General features: G+C 64.7%; 20 protein-coding genes. 10 read left to right on the forward strand and 10 right to left on the reverse strand.

Annotated elements, in window-relative coordinates; genetic code table 11:
• Window positions 1-12: 12 nt before the first annotated feature.
• The 5 genes from tcmP to HL666_RS20955 all read right to left on the reverse strand — a co-directional run bounded on the left by tcmP (window position 13) and on the right by HL666_RS20955 (window position 6,978).
• Window positions 13-1,173: a three-Cys-motif partner protein TcmP gene (gene tcmP / locus HL666_RS20935; protein ID WP_172183350.1), complete on the reverse strand. Its 1,161-nt coding sequence runs from the start codon at window positions 1,171-1,173 to the stop codon at window positions 13-15.
• Between the two features lies 1 nt (window position 1,174).
• Entirely contained in the window at window positions 1,175-1,921 is a 747-nt protein-coding gene (locus HL666_RS20940) for a DUF5131 family protein (protein ID WP_172183352.1), read from the reverse strand.
• Window positions 1,922-1,992: 71 nt separating this feature from the next.
• A complete protein-coding gene (locus tag HL666_RS20945) occupies window positions 1,993-2,973 on the reverse strand; it encodes a hypothetical protein (RefSeq protein WP_172183353.1) in 981 nt (326 codons plus the stop codon).
• Between the two features lie 1,122 nt (window positions 2,974-4,095).
• Entirely contained in the window at window positions 4,096-6,135 is a 2,040-nt protein-coding gene (locus HL666_RS20950) for a YgiQ family radical SAM protein (protein WP_172183676.1), read from the reverse strand.
• Window positions 6,136-6,264: 129 nt separating this feature from the next.
• A complete protein-coding gene (locus tag HL666_RS20955) occupies window positions 6,265-6,978 on the reverse strand; it encodes a hypothetical protein (RefSeq protein ID WP_172131308.1) in 714 nt (237 codons plus the stop codon).
• 107 nt (window positions 6,979-7,085) lie between these two features.
• Here HL666_RS20955 and HL666_RS20960 point away from each other — a divergent pair, with 107 nt between their 5' ends.
• From HL666_RS20960 to HL666_RS20975, 4 genes are all read left to right on the forward strand, one after another.
• Complete coding sequence (locus HL666_RS20960) at window positions 7,086-7,772, forward strand: HAD family hydrolase (protein ID WP_172111611.1); 687 nt, start codon at window positions 7,086-7,088, stop codon at window positions 7,770-7,772.
• A 118-nt stretch (window positions 7,773-7,890) separates the two neighbouring features.
• On the forward strand, window positions 7,891-8,346 hold the full coding sequence (locus tag HL666_RS20965) for a hypothetical protein (protein WP_172131307.1): 456 nt from the start codon (window positions 7,891-7,893) through the stop codon (window positions 8,344-8,346).
• Window positions 8,347-8,478: 132 nt separating this feature from the next.
• Entirely contained in the window at window positions 8,479-9,309 is an 831-nt protein-coding gene (locus HL666_RS20970) for a dienelactone hydrolase family protein (RefSeq protein WP_172183355.1), read from the forward strand.
• 22 nt (window positions 9,310-9,331) lie between these two features.
• A complete protein-coding gene (locus tag HL666_RS20975; protein WP_172111608.1) occupies window positions 9,332-10,186 on the forward strand; it encodes a type 1 glutamine amidotransferase in 855 nt (284 codons plus the stop codon).
• Here the strand turns inward: HL666_RS20975 and HL666_RS20980 are convergent.
• Window positions 10,167-10,877 carry an LrgB family protein gene (locus HL666_RS20980; protein WP_172183356.1) on the reverse strand — a complete coding sequence of 237 codons (711 nt, stop codon included), beginning with the start codon at window positions 10,875-10,877 and terminating at the stop codon, window positions 10,167-10,169. The genes HL666_RS20975 and HL666_RS20980 overlap by 20 nt on opposite strands.
• Window positions 10,852-11,271 carry a CidA/LrgA family protein gene (locus tag HL666_RS20985; RefSeq protein WP_172183358.1) on the reverse strand — a complete coding sequence of 140 codons (420 nt, stop codon included), beginning with the start codon at window positions 11,269-11,271 and terminating at the stop codon, window positions 10,852-10,854. Before HL666_RS20985 ends, HL666_RS20980 begins: the two co-directional genes overlap by 26 nt.
• 109 nt (window positions 11,272-11,380) lie before the next feature.
• Between HL666_RS20985 and HL666_RS20990 the strand changes: the two genes are divergently transcribed.
• The 6 genes from HL666_RS20990 (at window position 11,381) to HL666_RS21015 (ending at window position 17,623) form a co-directional block, all read left to right on the forward strand.
• The gene (locus HL666_RS20990) at window positions 11,381-12,262 is read left to right on the forward strand and encodes a LysR family transcriptional regulator (protein WP_172183359.1); all 882 of its coding nucleotides are present in this window, start codon (window positions 11,381-11,383) and stop codon (window positions 12,260-12,262) included.
• 87 nt (window positions 12,263-12,349) lie between these two features.
• A complete protein-coding gene (locus tag HL666_RS20995) occupies window positions 12,350-13,126 on the forward strand; it encodes a succinate dehydrogenase iron-sulfur subunit (RefSeq protein WP_172111604.1) in 777 nt (258 codons plus the stop codon).
• A 264-nt stretch (window positions 13,127-13,390) separates the two neighbouring features.
• Window positions 13,391-13,603 (forward strand): hypothetical protein, encoded by a 213-nt coding sequence (locus HL666_RS21000; RefSeq protein WP_311976086.1) that lies wholly within the window; start codon window positions 13,391-13,393, stop codon window positions 13,601-13,603.
• Window positions 13,604-13,749: 146 nt separating this feature from the next.
• Window positions 13,750-14,577, forward strand: coding sequence for a class II glutamine amidotransferase (locus HL666_RS21005; RefSeq protein WP_172111603.1), 828 nt, complete (start codon window positions 13,750-13,752; stop codon window positions 14,575-14,577).
• Between the two features lie 21 nt (window positions 14,578-14,598).
• Complete coding sequence (locus tag HL666_RS21010) at window positions 14,599-16,371, forward strand: N-acetylglutaminylglutamine amidotransferase (protein WP_172183362.1); 1,773 nt, start codon at window positions 14,599-14,601, stop codon at window positions 16,369-16,371.
• 19 nt (window positions 16,372-16,390) lie between these two features.
• Window positions 16,391-17,623 carry a carboxylate-amine ligase gene (locus HL666_RS21015; protein WP_172183364.1) on the forward strand — a complete coding sequence of 411 codons (1,233 nt, stop codon included), beginning with the start codon at window positions 16,391-16,393 and terminating at the stop codon, window positions 17,621-17,623.
• A gap of 6 nt (window positions 17,624-17,629) precedes the next feature.
• Here the strand turns inward: HL666_RS21015 and HL666_RS21020 are convergent, their stop codons facing one another.
• The 3 genes from HL666_RS21020 to HL666_RS21030 form a co-directional block, all read right to left on the reverse strand.
• Window positions 17,630-18,835, reverse strand: coding sequence for an amidohydrolase family protein (locus HL666_RS21020; RefSeq protein ID WP_172183365.1), 1,206 nt, complete (start codon window positions 18,833-18,835; stop codon window positions 17,630-17,632).
• Between the two features lie 115 nt (window positions 18,836-18,950).
• Window positions 18,951-19,583: an alpha/beta hydrolase gene (locus HL666_RS21025; RefSeq protein WP_172183367.1), complete on the reverse strand. Its 633-nt coding sequence runs from the start codon at window positions 19,581-19,583 to the stop codon at window positions 18,951-18,953.
• Window positions 19,580-20,518 carry a ring-cleaving dioxygenase gene (locus HL666_RS21030; RefSeq protein ID WP_172183368.1) on the reverse strand — a complete coding sequence of 313 codons (939 nt, stop codon included), beginning with the start codon at window positions 20,516-20,518 and terminating at the stop codon, window positions 19,580-19,582. The genes HL666_RS21025 and HL666_RS21030 overlap by 4 nt, the downstream gene beginning before the upstream one ends.
• Window positions 20,519-20,575 lie beyond the last annotated feature (57 nt).

Below are 20,575 nucleotides of genomic sequence, written 5' to 3' on the forward strand. Positions count from 1 at the left end.
CTGCGTTTAGGTTCAAGACCTCTGCATTCGATAGTACCCATCGGGTACCCTTTTTCGAGCTTCCCAGTCGAGGAAGATCAACTTGCCCTCTTTACGCAGCCGGGCCGCAATCTCGTTTATATCCTTCAACCGAAGGATATGCCGGCTCAATACGTGTGGCCAGACCTCGTCGAATCTAATCAACGCCGGATCTCTGGGGACAAGTTCGAGGAATGCCGCCTCTGCCGCCGTTCTTGCCAACTCAAGCTTCCTCTCAAGGTCGTTTGGAGCCATATCGTGCAGCGATTCAAATATCTCTCGCTGCCCAGACACAGCTTCGGCGCGCTTTATCTTTGTTGTTGCACGCGTCTTAGCCTCTTCCTCCAGAACTTTGATCTGACAATCCCGAAAGGTCTTTATGCCTTCCGAATGACGCGTGGCGTAGCATAGGCAGTACAGTGCCCGGTCGCTCACAGGCCGCAATACGGTCGTCTCCGCGACGTACGTGTACGCCCCAATCGTCGCGAGGCTTTCCCCGAAAGCATCGACGAGGATACGCTTGCGATCCTCGGAACTTGGCCCACGCTGTTCGGCGTCCTCCAGCTTGGCACGCCAGTCGCCAAAAGGAATGAGTTCGTCCACGCCCTGCTCGATCGTCGGCTCCTTCATGCTGGCCGCACGATTGATGAAATCGAACATGAAATTAAATACTACCTCGGAATGGGACCGTTTGAGCATAGTCGCCAGATCGTGCAGGCGAAAGCGCCAGCCCTTAGGGTCAACAAAGAAAAAAGTGAAGGCTGTGGTCGGAATGTCGGTAAGAATAGTGGGAAGCGCGTTTAGGAAGTCCTGCGGATAAGTCTTTACAAGGATGTCCGGAAAACGATGGCCAATGCCGTTGAGACGCTCGTAGGCGTTCTTGTCTTTCTCGACGAGATATGCCGACATCCTCACGTCACGACCTGCCGCTTTCCATGTGGCTTTGGCTTTTCGTAGCGCGTTCAAAGCTATGCCGAAGGACGTATCAAGGAAGTCCTCGTTTGCGCTCAGCCAAGGCCCAGCGAATCCATCGACGTAAACGATATGATCGAAACGGCTTGCTGTCTTATGCACGAGCCGTTCGAGGTAGAGTTCCAAGAAGACGTGCTTGACGTATGCCTGCTCGCGCCCAAGGTAATCTTCGATCGCGACCATTCTATTCTGCAGCCGCTAAGTAATTTGTGGGCTTCGGAAATTCACTCCACTCCCGGCCGTCCAGATCCCGGCCACCAGACTTCGGGCGCAGCCCACCCCATTGTTTGAAGAAGAATGCGACGCCACTGTCGGTGCACTGATCCCTAATCTCGCGGACCCACTCTACACGTATTTCCCGCGCGCGAGGCCCGCTTTCGCCGCCGACAATCACCCAATCAATGCCGTCCAGATTGAGGCGGCCGACAGGTGCGATGAGCGGCTCAATCGACAAAAACCGGATGCCGGCTGGCGCATCCCGCAGATGATCGATTCGCGATTTTCGCTTGCCGTCCTCGATCGACACGCCACACCAAATGTGCGTGGGACCTCGCGCAGAGCCGTAGCGCGCGCGCAGGAAGTCACGCAAGATGGATGAGCGCTTCGTTAGGACTTGGAACGAGTGCCAATTTGCTTTTTCCATCGTATCGAACACGCGCGATGCGAATTTTCTCGGAACCTTCTTGTGAAATAGGTCACTCATAGAATTGACGAAGACCATGCGCGGACCGCGCCAATGTAAAGGTTGCTCCAAGCGTTCAGGGCGAAGCGTAAGGTCGAATCCCGCTTCGAAGGGATGCCCTGCCGTTCCACGAAATCGTTCAGAGAAACGTTCTGCGTAGCAATTATCGCAGCCGGCGCTGATCTTTGTGCAACCCGTGACCGGATTCCACGTCGCATCAGTCCATTCTATCGTTGTCCGATCTGCCATCGTGAGCCCACGAATAGAGAAAAAAGAGTACCACTTATGGCTGTGTCTGAGAATTAAAAAATTGGCGGAGATTAGCCGCCGTCGGGAAAGATCGCTGATCCCTGCATCTGTGTTATCATCGAAATCTTACGGACGCTAAACCCAGTACCGTGCTCGTCGATCGAGATCAATGTTTTGCGAAGCGTCATAGCCTCATCCCAGAACCAGTCGGCAATGACTTCGGCCTTGGGCGGTAATTCCGAAGCCAACTTCAAGAGCCCTCTTTCCTGGCTTCTCTTCCGGAGCCGCGTCGACACGTCGGATAACATTCCGGCGGCCAAGTCCGGAATCGCGCACATGTCCTCGAAGTCACGCGCACCTTCCTCTTGCCCTGTAGTGTTGAGGCGAAAGACGCCCATCGGGTAGTCAATGTAAAGCGATGAGAAACGCGCTGCCGCTGAAAGGGCATCGTCGTGTCGCAGGTCATTTGCGACGAACTCGTCTTGGTCCGTTATCCAAGTGACATTGCCGTTAGGTCGCGACCACAGCGAGAGCAGGATCGCCGTAATGTGAACTTTTCTTAGCATGCCTTCCAACGCCCGGGCATTCCATTTCGCTCTCAAACCAAGCTCTAGCAACATTCGATCCGACATATCTAACGTGGTCGATAGCCACTTCTTTCGCTTGTCCACCGCAATTGCGACGAGATGGCCATCGAGCGCCGAGGCAGCAGCAAGGAACGGCATTAGCGCCTCCTGACGCAGCGGATCGTCAAGCCGCTTATAGGCCATTCGGCGTGCGTCCGTGAGATGTTTGCGAGCTATTGCCGAAGACGACAACCAATCTCGCATTCCGCCGCGGATCAGCAGATAGCAGTAGATCAAATGCGAGGCGTTCTTATGCTCGCCCCCGTAGTCAGATGCGATGAACAACGACGAGGATTCGCGCGGCTTCGGCTCGGAGGTCGCGAGGATCTTCTGTACCGAGTAACCCCAGCCCCACAGGCGTCTTAGCGCTAAATTGCGCTGCGTGAGTAGCTGCCAACGGTCATCGTTTTTTGGTAAGATGATCATAGGGCGGGCTGCTGCAATTTTGTGGGATGGCAGATAGTTCTATATGTGTTCTGTTTGGGAGCAGGATCAATGTCCGGCGAGGATTCCGCCTCCAGAAACTTTCGCAGTCTTCCACACGCGCGCTAACTCGCCCGACGGGTAATCTCTGCAACCCCCTCATGCATCAGCTGCCCGTCGTGCCAGTATGTCGCACGTCGTCCGGCTTGTGTCGTCGGGCAAATCAGATCGATTGTTTCGGCCATCCCGTTCGCGATGAAGAGGGACGTTTCGGCCGATCGTCACGGAGCGTAGCAGGCGGGGAGCGGTGGACGTGTCGGGCTTGGGGATCTGCGCAAGCGGGCCGGCGAGCGAGCCTGGGACGTACGGTCAAGTCGCGTGGTCCTGGCCTCCCGGTGCTGAGGTCAAGCCGGTCGATGATGCGGAAGACGCGTCTCGGCGGTGATGGGGGCAACAAGCCGGTCCCCAGGGAGAGCGCGAAGCAGCCGTTAAAGCCATCGCGCGGGGAAGGCCGGGTCGTCCGGCTGGACTCGTGGTACCTGCCGCCTGCATTTTTTTCCGCAGGCGGGCCACGGGCCTCAGTCGAGGTCCGGCCTTCCCCGCGCCCTCTCAATTGCCGAGGGCGATGTCGGCAGCATGACCCGGGCGCGGATGCGCCGCGGGGCTGCGAGGGGCTGTTTGCAAACATCGTGCAGTGGATCGAGGCGGGCGCGCGTGCGCGTTGTTCGCCGTGCTTGTGAGTTGGAACTGCGTCACAACAAACTCAGTGTCGTCCCGGCCTCTGAGCCGGGACCCATAACCACCGGCAGATGTGCGAGGCACGCAAATGGCTAAGCATGTGCTCAACACAGCGTCCTGTGGTCATGGATCTCGGATCTTCGCGCGCTGTGCGCGCTCGTCCGGGATGACGGTGGAGGGTGGGGCGAGATTGTGCGACAAACTCGCTGTCATCTCCCGGCTTGACCGGGCGATCCAGTATTCCAGAGGCGGTGGCGATAGAGCCGAGGGGCCGCGGCGTACTGGATCACCCGCTTTCGCGGGTGATGACAACTGAATATGAGGCGCGAGGGTCCAACTCACACGCAAAGGCTCGGGAGCAATGCGCGGCTCTCGCCTCTATGCGAACTACTTCCTGATCTTCACGCCCTTGGTCGTGAAGCGCTGCGGGCGCTGCTCCGGTCGCACCGGGCGCCGGGTGACCGCGGCCTTGCCCGTCCCCGGCGGCTGATGCGCGGGCACCAGCTGGTCCGGGCGCGAGCCGATCAGATCGGCGCGGCCCATGGCGCGGAGCGCGTCGCGAAGCACCGGCCAGTTGTCCGGGTCGTGATAGCGCAGGAACGCCTTGTGCAGCCTGCGCTGCTTCAGGCCCTTGATCGCCTCGACCTTGTCGCTGCCGCCACGGCGGACGCCGCGCAGCGGGTTGACGCCGGTGTGGTACATCGCTGTCGCCGTGGCCATCGGCGACGGCAGGAAGGTCTGGACCTGGTCGGCGCGGTAGCGGTTCTTCTTCAGCCACAGCGCGAGGTTCATCATGTCCTCGTCGGACGTGCCGGGATGCGCCGCGATGAAATAGGGGATGAGGTAGTACTTCTTGCCCGCCTGCTCAGCTGCGGCATCGAACATCTGCTTGAAGCGATGATAGGTGCCGATGCCCGGCTTCATCATCTTGTCGAGCGGGCCACGCTCGGTGTGCTCCGGCGCGATCTTCAGATAGCCGCCGACGTGATGCGTCACGAGCTCCTTGATGTAGGCCGGGCTCTCGACAGCGAGGTCGTAGCGTACGCCGGAGGCGACCATCACGCGCTTGACGCCCTTGACCTCGCGCACCTTGCGATAGAGACGGATGAGATCGTCATGCGAGGTGTTGAGGTTCGGGCAGATCTCCGGAAACACGCAGGACGGCCGGCGGCATGCGGCCTCGACCTTCGGGTCCTTGCACGCCATGCGGTACATGTTGGCGGTGGGGCCGCCGATGTCGGAGATCACGCCGGTGAAGCCCGGTGTCTTGTCGCGGATGCGCTCGATCTCCTGCAGGATCGAGCCCTCCGAGCGGCTCTGGATGATGCGGCCCTCGTGCTCGGTGATCGAGCAGAAGGTGCAGCCGCCGAAGCAGCCGCGCATGATCGTGACCGAGAACTTGATCATGTCCCACGCCGGAATCTTGGCATCGCCGTAGGACGGATGCGGCGCGCGGGCGTAGGGCAGGTCGTAGACGCTGTCCATCTCCGCCATGGTCAGCGGGATCGGCGGCGGGTTGAGCCAGAGGTCGCGGTCGCCATGGCGCTGCACCAGGGGGCGCGCATTGCCGGGATTGCTCTCGCGGTGGAGCACGCGCGAGGCCCGCGCATAGGCTTCCTTGTCGGCCTCGACCTGCTCGCAGGACGGCAGCCGGATGACGACGTCGCCCTTCTCGCGCGCGGCGCCTTCGTCGGCGGAGTCGAGATCGTCGGCGTGCAGCTCGACGTAACCCTCGGGGACTTTCCGGAACAGCGCGGTGCCGCGGACCGAGTGGATGTCCTTCGGCTGTTCGCCGCCGGCGATGCGGTGCGCGACCTCGATCACGGCGCGCTCGGCATTGCCGTAGATCAGGATGTCGGCCTTGGCGTCGGCGAGCACCGAGCGGCGCACCTTGTCGGACCAGTAGTCGTAGTGGGCGATCCGGCGCAGCGAGGCCTCGATGCCGCCGAGCACGACCGGCACGTCCTTGAATGCCTCGCGGCAGCGCTGCGCATAGACCAGCGTGCAGCGGTCCGGCCGCTTGCCGCCCTCGCCGTTCGGCGTGTAGGCGTCATCGCTGCGGATGCGGCGGTCGGCGGTGTAGCGGTTCACCATGGAGTCCATGTTGCCGCCGGTGACGCCGAAGAACACGCGCGGGCGGCCCAGCGCCTTGAACGGCTCGGCCGAGTGCCAGTCGGGCTGGGAGATGATGCCGACGCGGAAGCCCTGAGCTTCGAGCAGCCGGCCGATGATCGCCATGCCGAACGAGGGATGGTCGACATAGGCGTCGCCGGTCACCAGCACGATGTCGCAGGCGTCCCAGCCAAGCGCGTCCATTTCCTTCCGGCTCATCGGCAGGAACGGCGCGGGCTTGAGGTCGGCGCGGTGGCGCGGCCAGGAACTCAAGGCGGGAGAACTCAACGGGGGAGCGGTGAGGGCGATGTTCATCGCCCACGCATAGAGAAACGGGGCGGTCAGTTCAACCAAGCCGCCTGTCGCAGCCCGCGGCGGACGATCAAATTGTCCGGAATGGTTCCCGCGGGGTATCGCGGCACACCCGTGCCTGTCGCTGGGGCCTCAGTTGATCCCGTGGTCCGCGTCGGCCCGCCGCTTCAGCCAGCCATGGCCGAAGAACGCCAGCAGGGCCACGGCGGCGAGCATGATCCAGATCGAGGGCATCTTCGAGCGGGTGCTACCCGAGGCTTCGCCCACCGTCATCGCGCCCTGCGACAGGCCCGGCTCGGTCATCGACACCAGCCGCATGTCGGCGGTCTCCGCCGTGGCCCGGCGCATCTCGGCGAGGGCGGAGCGGGGCGGGGCGGGATCGGTGCCGTACAGTCGCCCCAGGCGCGCTGCGGCATACTCGGCCGGCGTCTCGTCGCTGCGGCCATCGTCCATGGCCGACTGCGCCGCATGGCTTGCCGCCGGCAGCTGCGCGAAGGAATCGAGGTTGGTCGGCCGGTGCGATTTCGGCGCGTGCTGCGCCCGCGGCTCCGCCCGGTCGGTCGTCTCGACCTTGACCATCTTCTTCGGCGTCATGCTCTGTTGCGGCAACGCGACGCGGACCTGCGGTCGCGCATGAGGCTGGGTGATCGCCAACATGCGATCAGACCAGGACATGTAGGCCTTGCAGAGCGAATTGCAGTATTGCCCGTTGACCATCTCGTCGTTCGCCGAGCCGGCCTGCGCCGTATTGGGGACCGCGAGGATCATCGTCGAGAGCAGCGCCGCGGCGGCGCCGAGCTTCGGTATCGAACTGAATTGGGACGTCGCTTTCAAATCACCGATCATCGCAATTTCCCCCGTCGCGGTTTCACGCCGTTTCAGAGATAACGACAGGGGCTGTGGTCGAGAGTTGGATCAGATCGCGTCAACATCCGGATGAGTTTGAGGTCAATTTGCTGATGCGAGGCGTTCTTAACAAGCTTCAGGCGTTGCTGTTCGACATCGACGGCACGCTTGCCGACACCGATGCGCTGCATCTTCAGGCCTTCAACGCGGTGTTTGCGCCCTTCGGCCACGCATTCGATCGCGCGCGTGCGGCACGCGAACTGCTCGGCCGCTCCAATGCATCGATCGGCGCCGAGTTTCTGCCGGACGAGCGGCCCGAGCGGCGCGCCGCAATCATGGCACAGAAGGAGGAGGTGTTTCGCGGCCTCGCCGCCGGCGCGGTGCAGCCGCTGCCGGGTCTGATGACGCTGCTCGATCATGCCGCGGCAGCATCGATCCCGGTCGTCGCGGTGACCAACGCGCCGCGCGCCAATGCCGAGCTGATCCTGCGCGGGCTCGGCATCACGGACCGGTTTCGCGCGGTCATCATCGGCGACGAGCTGCCGCACGGCAAGCCGCACCCGCTGCCTTATCTGGAAGGCCTGCGCGCGGCGGATGCGACGCCGGATTGCGCGGTCGCCTTCGAGGACTCACGGGCCGGCATCGCCGCCGCGACGGCCGCCGGCATCACCACCATCGGCATGCGCACCAATCTCGGCCATGACGAGCTGATTGCCGCGGGGGCGGCGATCAGCGCGGCGGCGTTCGACGAGGCCGAGGTGCTCGCGCTCGTCAAGGCGGGCGCCCCGCGGTGATAAGGGCGGAGCTGACATGTTGCTGACATCAGCCAACAGCTTGTCGTCACCGCAGTTGCGCGATGGTCGTCACGAACGCGGCCGACCGATCGGCCGGGACGAGACGAAGGTGAGACGCATGCGCAACCTGCTGATCATGGTAGGCCCCTCCGAACAGCCCCACCGCCTGACGCCGCAGTCCGATACGGGGCCTGGACATCGCGGCCAGCGCGGCATCCGGCGCGGACATCGGTCGCGGCGGTTTCGCTGGGCGCAGCCGTCGCACGCCATGGCCATCATCCTTCGCGGGTTGCGGGCCACGCTGCTGGCTCTGGCGCCCGCGGAGATCCGCGGTGTTGCGAGGCCTCGCGGCGAGGACATGCGGGTCGATGGCATGCGGGTCGATGGCATGCGGGGCGTGTCCTCGATTTCGCCGCAGCTGCGCCTCGTCGGCGATTGCGGCGGCGCGCGCGAGGCAGGCGTCATGCCAGCGGCCGCGCCCCCCGCGATCTTTCATGCCGCGGCCACTCCCCGCCATCACGTCCGGTCGGTGGAAACGCCGCGCGAGCAGCGCCGGCGGCTGCGCCTTTGTTGACGGCATCGCTGCATGGGTGCCCTGCATGCTCTGTCCGCCGCGCGTTGCTTGTCCGGAGACCGATGCCGTGATTGAACCGAGCAATGCGCGCCAGACAGGCTGGGGCCGCTTTTGCAGAAGGTCGGATCGATCATGGGGGGGTCGCGCGTTCTGTTGCTGACCGCCGCTCTGTGTTGCGCAACCGCCGCCGTCGCCGCGGACAAGCCCGGCGACACCAAGGGCACGGTGCTGGAGCCGTCGGCGGAGAACCTCGCACGGACCTGGGCGAAGGCAAATCTGGTGCTGCCGGCGGCGCTTGCGGGCGGACGGCGCTGGGAGGGACGTGCCGAGGATGCGCCCGACGTGATCGGCATCGCGCCGCTCGTCGTGGTGATGCATGGATCGAGCGGCGTGGCACCGGCGGTGAAGGAGTTTCAGGTCTGGCTGGCCGACGAGCTCGGCGCCGCCTCGGTCGCCCCCGACAGCCTCGCGATTCCCGACCGGCTGACCTACACCTCGCCGGTCGATGTCGCGACCTATGAGCGCGTTCATGCCTTGCGGCTCGCCGAATTGGACCATGCCCTGAAGGCCGCGCGCGACTGGAGCTGGGTCGACCGCCAGCGCCTCGTGATGGCGGGCACCAGCGAAGGGGCCGTGGCGGTCGGCCGCTATGCCGGCAAGGATGTCGCCGCTCGCCTGATCTATTCATGGTCCTGCGAGGACAACTACTTCGTCACCGCGCCCAGGCTCGGCATCGGCCCGAAGGAGCCGGTGCTGAACGCGATCTCGGCGCGCGATCCGTATTTTTCGGCCGCCAATCCCTGGAACAAGGACCGCGCCGTCACCGGCTCCTGCGCCGCCGCGCTCAAGGACGATCCGCGGGCGGAGGTGATGGTGATCGATGCCGAGGTACATACGATCCTGAACCGGCCCGAGGTGCGCGACCGGAGCGCGCGCTTCCTGCGCGGCGTGTTGAATCCATGACGAGCCAGGCGGGAGTTTGAAGGTGCCGAGACTGCTCGTGCTCGAGGGCAACTCGCTGGCCGGCCGACGGCGCTGGGCGGAGATTGCTGGCCTCACGCCGTCGGAAAGCTATGCCGACGTGCTGCGCGCGCTGGCGCCGGAAGCCGTCGTCGACATCGCCACGCCGGCCGACGCCGACGCACGGCTGCCGCAGCCGATCGATGCCTATCATGGCATCGTCATCACCGGATCGGCGCTGAACATCTATCAGCGCGAGCCGGAAGCGCTGCGCCAGATCGAGCTGGTGCGGACGATCTTCGCGCAGGGCGTGCCGATGTTCGGCTCCTGCTGGGGCCTGCAACTCGCGACGGTTGCCGCCGGCGGCGAGGTCTCGCTCAATCCGGCCGGCCGCGAGGTCGGCTTCGCGCGCAAGATCGCGCTGACGGAGGCGGGGCGAGCCCATCCGATGCATGCGGCGCGAAGCGTCGTGTTCGATGCACCGGCCATTCATAGCGACATCGTCACCACATTGCCGCCGGATGGGACCGTCACCGCGTGCAATGCAATGAGCGAGGTGCAGGCCGCCGAGATCCGCAGCGGCCGCGGCCGCTTCTGGGGCGTGCAGTATCATCCCGAGTTCAGCCTGCAGGATGTCGCGTGCGTGATCCGGCTCATCGGCCAGCCGCTGGTCGACGAAGGATTTTTCGCGGATCTCGCCGAGCTCGAGCGTTACGCCGCCGATCTCGCGACCTTGCACCACGACCGCGCGCGAGGCGACCTGCTCTGGCGCCTGGGGCTCGACCAGGACGTAGCCGATGACGCGCTGCGCCAGGCCGAGATCGGCAACTGGCTTGCCTCACTGGATCACCGCCAAGCGGCTACCTCAAGAACTGGATGATCAGAGGGGCCAGCGCGACGTTCATCAACCCAACCAACACCATGACGAGGCCGGCGATCGCGCCCTCCTCGCGGCCGATCTGGTGGGCGCGCGCGGTACCGGCGCCGTGGGCGCCGACGCCGAAAAGTGCACCCTTCGCAAGTGCCGAGCGCAACGGCAAGCGCGCCAGCACGACATCGCCGACCGCGGCACCGATGATGCCGGTGAGCACGACGAAAACCGCCGTGAGATCCGGAATGCCCCCGATCTCGCCAGAGACCTCCATCGCGAACGGGGTGCTCATGGAGCGCGGCAACAGGCTGAGCCGCAACTCGCCGTCGATGCCGAGCACGTAGGCCAGGGCCCAGCTGGTCGCCACCGCGGTAAGGCTCCCCGCGGCCATGCCGGCGAGCAGCATCGGCCAGCGACGGCGGATCAGCGCGCGCTGCTCGTAGATCGGCACGGCAAAGGCGACCGTGGCGGGGCCGAGCAAGGCCACCAGCCAATGCGTGCCGCGGATGTAGTCACGATAGGAGACGTTGAGCGCCAACGCCGCGATCATCAGCAATGCGGGCGCCACCGCGAGCGGCATCAGCCACCAACGTGGCCAGCGACGGTGCAGGCGCTTGGCAAGCACATAGAGCAGGATCGTTGCCAGCGACCAGACCGCAGCCTGGACCAGCGGCTCACGCCACAGCGTTGCTGCCGTCATCACGCTCGCTCCAGCGATAACAGAAATCGACGGTGAGCGCGGTCACGCACATCACGGCGGTGGTGCTCACGACGATCAGGGCAAAGATCTTCAATCCGAGCAGTCCCAGCAGCTCGCGATGGTCGAGCAGCGCCAGCACGGCGGGAACGAAGAACAGCAGCATCTCGGCCAGCATCCAGTTGGCGCCGCGCTTGATGTTGGCGACCTTCAGGCCGCCGGCCAGGAACAGCGCGAGCGCCAGCGCCATGCCGATGATACCGCCCGGCAGAGGCAGGCCGGTTGCCCGCGCCAGGATTTCGCCGGCAGCCCAAAACAGGCCGAGCAGGCCGATCTGCACCAACCGACTGCGGCGGAGCAGCCGCAGAAGCGAGAGGGGAATGTTGCGGTGCATCATGAGCGATATTCCAAACTGCAGGTGCCGCGAAGAATATGTCGCGTTGCAGCATGTCCAAAATGAATTGATTGACTATTTTTCAGTCGATATTGGAATAGTATGGCCGATTATGGAACTGAGAACCCTCAAGACCTTCGTCGAGGTTGTCCGGCAGGGCGGCTTCTCCCAGGCGGCCAAGGTGGTGTTCGCCACCCAGTCGACCGTCAGCAAGGCGGTCAAGCAGCTCGAGGACGAGCTCGGGCTGCCGCTGCTGGATCGGCTCGGCCACAAGAGCCGGATGACGGCGGCCGGCGAAATCGTCTATCGCCGCGCCATCCGGCTGCTGGCGGAGCGGGACGACCTGCAGGCGGAGCTCGCCGAGCTGCGCGGGCTGAAGCGCGGCGCGCTCCGCCTTGGCCTGCCGCCGATCGGATCGAGCACGGTGTTCGCGCCGTTGTTTGCACTGTATCGCCAGCTGTATCCGGAGATCGAGATCCGGCTGGTCGAGCATGGCAGCGATCGGCTAGGCGAGCTGCTCGCGGCAGGTGAGATCGACTTCGCCGGCCTGCTGCCGCCGATCGCCGAGGAGCTTGCGGCCCAGATCGTCCGCCGTGAGCCGCTGATGGCGCTGCTGTCGGTCGACCATCCGCTTGCCCGGCGCGACACGATCACGCTGAGCGAGCTGCGCGACACGCCGTTCGTGCTGTTCGAGGCGGGCTTCGCGCTCAACCGCATCCTGCGCGAGGCCTGCCGCCGCAACGGCTTCGAGCCGGTCGTGGCCGCACGGAGCACCCAGATCGACTTCATCGCCGAGCTCGCCGGCGCAGGTCTCGGGGTCGCCTTCCTACCGCGCATGATCGCTACTCAACGCACCCAGGTGCCGATCAGCCTGGTCCTGCTCGACGAGCCCGACACCGAGTGGACCTTGGCGATGGCTTGGCGGCGCGGCGCCTATTTGTCACCGGCCGCGGCGGCGTGGCTCAGGCTGGTGCGGGAGCGCGGCCAAGCGTGAGCTGCCGTGCGACGATGTCGCCTCCTCGTTGGAGGAACGTGCGGTGAGACGGAGGGTTGTCGCGACCAACGACCGGCGAGAATCACCATGGCTCAGTTCAGGCTTCCCAAGGCCTCCGCGATCCGCGAAGGCAAATCCTGGCGCGGGCCTGAGAGCGCGACCTTACGCGAGTTTCGCATCTATCGCTGGAATCCGGATGTCGGCGGCAATCCGCAGATGGATAGCTATCAGGTCGACACTTCGGACTGCGGGCCGATGGTGCTCGACGGCCTGATCTGGATTAAGAACAACATCGATCCGACGCTGGCCTTCCGCCGCTCGTGCCGCGAAGGCATCTGCGGCTCCTGCTCTATGAATATCGACGGCCAGAACACGCTGGCCTGCACGAAGTCGATGAGCGATCAGGACGGCGCCGTCCAGCTGCTGCCGCTGCCGCATCAGCCCGTGGTGAAGGATCTCGTTCCGGATCTCACCAATTTCTATGCACAGCTCTCGGTCATCGAGCCATGGCTGCAGACCACCACGCCGACACCGCAGAAGGAATGGCGGCAGAGTGAGGAGGACCGCGACAAGCTCAACGGCCTGTATGAATGCATCCTCTGCGCGTGCTGCTCGACGTCGTGCCCGAGCTATTGGTGGAATTCGCAGCGCTTCCTCGGGCCGGCGGCGTTGATCCAGGCCGCGCGCTGGATCAACGACAGCCGCGACGAAGCCACCGGCGAGCGCCTCGACATTCTGGAGGATCCGTTCAGGCTGTACCGCTGCCACACCATCCTGAACTGCGCGAAGGCCTGCCCCAAGGGGCTCAACCCCGGCGAGGCGATCTCCGAGCTGCGCATGAAGCTGGTCGCGCGCAAGATGTAGTCGAGGAACGGCTGCGGCCGACGGCGATTGGTTTGCGGTGACGTTTAAGAGCAAGGCAGACTGCTGATGCCGAGAATGTCACTCGTTTCGTTCGAACGGCGCAGCGACAACGGCCCGGCTCCGATCGATCCAAGGATCGATGTGCAAGATCGCATCCCGGTCGTGAGAATCTCGATGCGCACGGTCGCCGGGGCAACGTCCAGAACACCTCCATCAGGGCCATCAGCGGGACCGCTCGCATTGGCCCGGCATTCAAGGATGATGATGAGCGAGCAAGATCGCAAGACGTCCGACCTCAATCCCGGACCTGCTGCTGGGCCTCGAAAAATGGTCGGCGAAGCGCCGAAGACGCCGCAGGCCGAGGACATGCCAATGGCAGGTCCGCATGCGCGGCCTGAGCTCACCGACAATGACAAGACGCCCGGCACCGGAATGTTGTCGGAGCCGGGCTCCTCCAACCCCAGTCCGACGGGATGATCTTGGATGACATGATTCGTGCCGGGAACCCCATCGAGCGTCTCGACACGGAACCGCCGATGCTCTGAGGCGTTTCCGCCTCCTCCGAATCAACGCGACCCGTCTCGAGGTGTCGCGAGAATCATCGTTCGTCCGGAGGGGCAGGGATGTGCCGTTGGATTGCCTATCGCGGAGAGCGCACCGCGTTCGAGCATTACGTCACCGAGCCGGAACATTCTCTGGTGACGCAGAGCCTGCGTGCGCTCGAATCGACTGCCGGAACAAACGGTGATGGATTTGGACTTGGCTGGTACGGCGATCACCCGGAGCCCGGCCTCTATCGCGAGACGCGGCCGGCGTGGTCGGACGAGAACCTGCGCTATCTCTGTCGCCATCTGCACTCGCATCTATTCTTCGCGCATGTGCGTGCCGCGACAGGCACCGCAGTGACGCGGCAGAACTGCCATCCGTTCGCCTGCGGCCGCTGGCTTTTCATGCACAATGGTTTCGTCGGCAGCTGGAACCGGCTGCGCCGCAAGGTCGAGGCAATGATTCCGGATGGACTGTATCCGTCGCGGCTCGGGACCACCGATTCCGAAGCCGTGTTCCTCGCCATGGTCGGTGCCGGGATCGAGCAGGATCCGATCGGCGCGACACGCAAGGTGCTGAGGTCGCTTTGTGAGCTGGTGAATGAGGACGGTCTTCGCGAGCACATGCGCTTCACCTCGGCGCTGTCCAATGGCCACGATCTCTACGCGTTTCGCTTCGCCGCCAACGACCGTGCGAACTCCCTCTATTATCGCGAGGACGGCGATCAGGTGATCGCGGTGTCCGAGCCATACGACAAGGAGCCGGATTGGATCGAGGTGCCGCCGGATCACGTGCTGGTCGCGCGTGCGTCGCGACCTGCCGAAATCGTTCCGCTATTTGCCGCAGGCCAGGCTGGTTTCGCCGCGGAACGCAAGAGATCACAGAGGGTTATCGGAGGTACATAGCACAAGGGAATTGGATCCGCGATGTGCGGCATTTGTGGTGAGATCAGATATTCCGGCCAACCCTCGCTGGCAGCGCTCGGCCGTGTGAACGATGCGATGCAGGCGCGCGGACCCGATGCGGCCGGCATCCATGTGCAAGGTCAGATCGCGCTCGGCCATCGCCGCCTCAGCATCCTCGACCTGTCGGCGGCCGCGCAGCAGCCGATGATCGACGCCGCGCTGGGGCTCGGCATCGCATTCAACGGCTGCATCTATAATTTCCGCGAGCTCCGCAGTGAGCTGCAGGCGAAGGGCTATCGCTTCTTCTCGGATGGCGATACCGAAGTGATTCTCAAGGCGTACCACGCCTGGGGCAGGGCCTGCGTGCAGCGCTTCAAGGGGATGTTCGCCTTCGCCCTGTGGGAGCGCGACAGCGGGCGCGTGGTCCTGGCGCGCGACCGGCTGGGGATCAAGCCGCTCTACTACACCGAAGGCCCTGGCTTCCTGCGCTTTGCCTCGTCCCTGCCGGCGCTGCTTGCCGGCGGGGACGTCGACACCTCGCTCGACCAGGTGGCGTTGCATCACTTCTTCAGCTTCCACGCCGCGGTGCCGGCGCCGCGGACCATCCTCAACGGCGTGAAGAAGCTGGAGCCGGCGACCTTGCTGACCATCGACCCGGATGGAATGCACCGCCGCGAGCGTTTCTGGCAATTCAACGTCGGTGAGCAGCGTCCGACCGATCGGGCGATGAGCGAGGACGAATGGTCGGATGCGGTGCTGGATGTCATGGCGGCTGCGGTCGACCGCCGCCGCGTTGCGGACGTGCCGGTGGGCGTACTGCTGTCCGGCGGGCTCGACTCGTCGTTGCTGGTCGCGCTGCTGTCGAAGCTGGGTCACGAGGACATCCGTACCTTCTCGATCGGTTTCGATGCGGTCGGCGGCCACAGCGGCGATGAGTTTCGCTACTCGGACATCATCGCGCGCACCTTCGGCACCCATCACGAGCAGATCCGGATCGACGGCGATCGCGCGCTCGAGGCCTTGCCGCAGGCCATTGCCGCGATGTCGGAACCGATGGTCAGCCACGACGCCGTCGCGTTCTATCTGCTGTCATCGGAGGTCGCCAAGCGCGTCAAGGTGGTGCAGAGCGGGCAGGGCGCAGACGAGGTGTTCGGCGGCTACAGCTGGTACCCCGGCTTTCTCTCGGCCAACGATGCCGTGCAGCAATATCAGAACGCCTATTTCGATTGGAAGCATGCGGATCTGCAACAGCTTCTGACGCCGGATCTGCTCGGCGACGACGTGAGTCTCGATCTGGTCGAGCGCTTTTTCGCCGATCACGGCGGTGCGTCCGCAGTGGACAAGGTGCTGCAGATCGACGCCGAGATCATGATGGTGGACGACCCGGTGAAGCGGGTCGACAACATGACCATGGCGTTCGGGCTCGAAGCGCGCGTTCCGTTCCTGGATCATGAGGTGATCGAGCTGGCCGCGCGCATGCCGGCCGAGCTGAAGGTGAGGAACGGCGGCAAGCACATCCTGAAGGAGGCCGCCCGGCGCTGCGTGCCGGCGGAGGTGATCGACCGTCCCAAGGGTTACTTCCCCGTCCCCTCGCTACGCTATCTGAGGGGGCCGTTCCTCGATTACGTGCGCGACGTGCTCAGTGACGACAAGGCGCGCGCGCGCGGGCTCTATCGACGCGATTTCGTCGATCACATGCTGCAAAACCCCGAAGCGGAGATGAGCCCAAAAGGGCATTCGCGGCTTTGGCAGGCGGCATTGCTGGAAGCCTGGCTGCAGACTCACGGCATTTGATACAATCAGGATTGATCACATGGGATTGGACCCACGCATCTTGGAGAAGCTCCGTCTTGGTCTGAGCGACGACGAGCGTCGGCTGGTGATCCGCTCGGCCACAGGCGGCGAGGAGGTTACCGAGTATTCCTTTGGCATCGAGGAGGAGTATTTCCTCGCAGATGCGAAGACGCTGGATGTTGCGATCCGCACGCCGGATGATCTGTTCGAGGCCGCGAACTGGTCGACCGGCGGCCAGGCCATGCGCGAGATGCTGCAGGCGCAGCTCGAGGTCGCGACCAACGTGCATGTCGACGCGGGCGATGCGCGCGAGGAGCTGAAATTCCTGCGCCGCGAGGTTGCCAGCGTTGCCGGCCAGTATGGCCTCACGATCCTCGCCTGTTCGACGCATCCGACCGCAACGTGGCGCAGCTCGCAGCCCACGCCCAGGCCACGTTATGTGGAGATGATGGAGGATCTGCGCATCGTCGGCCAGCGCAACATGCTGTGCGGCATGCACGTGCATGTCCAATTGCCCGATCCCGAGCGGCGCTTCGCGGTCATGCGCGCGATGATTCCCTACATTCCGGTGTTCATCGCGCTATCCGCGTCGTCGCCGTTCTGGAATTCACGCGAGACTGGCTTGAAAGGTTATCGGCTCGCTGCCTATGACGAACTGCCGCGTACCGGGCTGCCGGAGCTGTTCACGTCCAAAAAGCAGTACGACCGCTATGTTGCGGCGCTGACGAAGTCGGGTGTGATGCCGGACGAGAGCCATGTGTGGTGGGCGATGCGGCCATCGCTGCGTCATCCGACGCTGGAATTGCGTGCGCCCGACGTCTGCACCGCAGTCGATGATGCAGTGGCAGTCGCCTCGCTGTACCGCGCGCTGGCGCGCCACTTGTATCTCAACCCGGATCTCGCCGGGGCCGTCGGCAATGTCGAGCGCGCGATCGCCGTCGAGAACAAATGGCGGGCGCAGCGTTACGGCACCGACTGCCTGTTCGTCACCGAGGACGGTCCGGTGACCGGCCAGGAGATCCTCAATCGGATGATCGCTGACGTCGCGCCGCATGCCGAGACGCTCGGGTGTCTTGCCGAGGTCGAGCGCTGCCGCACCATCATGCAGTTCGGCAGCTCGGCCGACTATCAGCTGCAGGCCTATCGCGAGTCCGGTGGGCAACTGACAGCCGTGACGCGCTGGATCGAAGCAGCGACGGTCTCGCGTGCCGAGCCGCCACGCTCGCAGGCGCCGGTCGAGCCGGCGCAATGATGCCGGTCAGGTCGCCGGCCTGATGATGCGGCCTTCGCGGGCGACGAGGCAGCCGCCTTTATACACGGAGCGCCCTTTAGGCACGGCAACCACCGCCTCCGGCACGTGTTCCGCATTCACCGTGACGAAGTCGGCGCGCGCTCCGACGCGCAGGCCGTAATCCGCCAGTCGCAATGCCTTGGCGCCTGCCTCGGTGACAAGGTCGAAGGCGATGCGCAATTCGTCGTCGACATAGAAGCCCGAGCGGTAGCCGACCATCATGGCGCGGTTCAACAGATCGCCGTCGCCATAGGGCCACCAGGAATCGCGGATGTTGTCGTTGCCGCTGAATACGGTGACGCCGGCCGCGCGCAGCTGCGCCACCGGCGGAAAGGGCCGCGCGCCCGGCGCATTGGTCATGATGGCGACGCCCGACGTCGCCAGCACGTCGGCGATTTTCTTGAGCGGATCCGCCGGCAAGTCGCCAAGCGCATAGGCGTGGCTGACCGTGACGTGGCCCGCCATTCCCAGCGCGCGGGTGCGCGCGGCGATCTGCTCCAGCTCGAACAGGCCGAGCATGCCGGGGTCGTGCAGATGAATGTCGATATCGACGCCGTGCTTGTGGGCTATGCCGAACACGACGTCGAGATGCTTCTCGACGTCGCGGTCGAAGCTTGCCGGATCGAGTCCGCCGACGAGATCGGCGCCGAGCTTGATCGCCTCGTCGAGCAGCTCCGGCGTGCCCGGGCTCCTGAGGATGCCGCTCTGGGGAAAGGCAACGAGCTGGATTTCGATCAACTCGCGATATTCTTCACGCACGCGCAGAATCGTCTCCAGCGATTTGAGGCCGACCGAGCCGTCGACCATCACATGGCTGCGCATCCGGGTGGTGCCGAGGCCGATGCAGAGATCGAGCTGGTTGCGGGCGCGCACATCCATCGGCGCGGCCGCGGCCATGTTCTGCGCCTGGAACGTGACGCGCTCATGCACGTCGAAGCCGTTGGTGCACGGCTTGTGCGGCTTCCACGCATCGCCATAGAAGCTGGTGTCGAGATGGATGTGGCCCTCGACGAAGCCCGGCACGACCAGGGCGCCGGCGAGATCGACCACCTCGCGCGCCTCCGGGCGTTCGGTCTCAGGCAGCAGGCCACTGATGCGGCCGTCGTGCACGGTGATCGCGTGACGCGCGCCACGGTCGAGCCGCGCATTGATGAACAGCTTGTCCACGACCATCTCGCCGAACCCCTTCCATCTGCCGCCGGCACCGGAGCCGCATGGTGCGGTCCGATGCCGACACGGATCGGCATTCTCGATCAGGATCGATCGGCGCCGCAAGTGCAGATGCTGGTCAGGCTGCAATCGCCTGCGGCAATCCGGCGATCCAATCTCGGGCGAGTGCGATGTCCGCCTGCGACAGCTGATGCCCGGTTGGCAGCGTCGTGTGGGTCACGTCGGCGCCGGCCTCGATGAGTTGGCTGCACAGCTTCGCCGAATTGCTGGCGGGCACGATCGGATCGGTCAATCCAGACAGGATCAGGACCGGCTTGCGTGACAGCTTGACGGCCGGCGGCTGGGTCAGCGGCACCATGGCGCGGATCAGGACCGCGCCGGCCAGGGCCTCGGGTTGCAACAGAAGCAGCGCGGCGGCGATGTTGGCGCCGTTGGAATAGCCGACCGCGACCGGCGCTTCGATGCCGTAGCGTTGCCGTGCCTCACCGATGAAGGCGCCGAGCTCCAGCGCACGCCGGCGGACGTCGTCCTCGTCGAACACGCCTTCTGCCAGACGGCGGAAGAAGCGCGGCATGCCATGCTCGAGCACCTGCCCGCGCGGCGACAGCAGGGCTGCGCCGGGCGAGAGCGTGGCGCCGAGCGGCAGCAGATCGTTCTCGTCGCCGCCGGTGCCGTGGAGGAGCAGCAGCGGCGCCGCTCCCGTCGTGCTTCCAGGCTGGAAGCGGTGAGTGAAGGAAAATGCACCGGTCATGATACGGCCTCCTCGAGGTTGGGCAGCACGCCCTCGATCTGCTTGCGGTGGGATTCGAGGAACGCGGGCAGCTTCAGGTTCTGTCCGAGCTCGGCGACCGGCTCGTCGACCGCGAAGCCTGGAATGTCGGTCGCGATCTCGAACAGCACGCCGCCGGGCTCGCGGAAGTAGATCGAGCGGAAGTAGTTGCGGTCCTTCTGCTCGGTCGGATGCAGGCCGTGGCGATCGACCAGCCTCTGGGCCATGACGCCCTGCGCGGCGTCGTCGGCCGCGCGGAAGGCGATGTGGTGCACAGACCCCGCGCCTTGCGCGCCGCGCAGAAAGCCCTTGGCTTCGTAGATGTCGACCACGCTGCCTTCTGCATCGCGGGGAGCCTTGAAGCGGATCACCGAGCCTTCGCGACCTTGCTCGGCAAAGCCGAACACGTCGGTGAGGACAGCGGCAGTCTTCTCCGCCGAGTCGAGCAGCAGCGTGACGCCATGGAAGCCGCGGATGGCATGCTCCGCCGGAATGTCGCCATTGCTGTATCCGGGCTCGTTCTCCGCGCCGGGCACGCCCACCAGGGCGAGCGCCATGCCGTCGGGGTCGGTGAAGGGCAGCACCGACTCGCCAAAGCGCTTTTCCAGCGCCTCATAGGCGATGCCCTTCTCGGTGAGGCGCTGCGTCCAGTAGCCGAGCGAGCGCTGCGGCACCCGGAACGCGGTCTGGTGCGTCTCGCCGACGCCGCGGCGGCCGGGCCGCACGCCGGTCCAGGGGAAAAAGGTCAGGATCGTGCCGGGGCGGCCGGTCTCGTCGCCGTAGTAGAAGTGGTAGGTGCCGGGATCGTCGAAATTGACCGTCTTCTTGACGAAACGCAGGCCGAGGTCGCGGGTGTAGAAGCCGAAATTGCGGATCGGATCGCCGGCAATCGCGGTGACGTGGTGCAGTCCGGGCATGTGGGTCTCCTGTGGCTTGGCCCTCGGGCCGTTGAACTGGTACGGCGCTATATTGGC

This window comes from Bradyrhizobium aeschynomenes (assembly GCF_013178945.1).
Classification (GTDB): domain Bacteria; phylum Pseudomonadota; class Alphaproteobacteria; order Rhizobiales; family Xanthobacteraceae; genus Bradyrhizobium; species Bradyrhizobium aeschynomenes.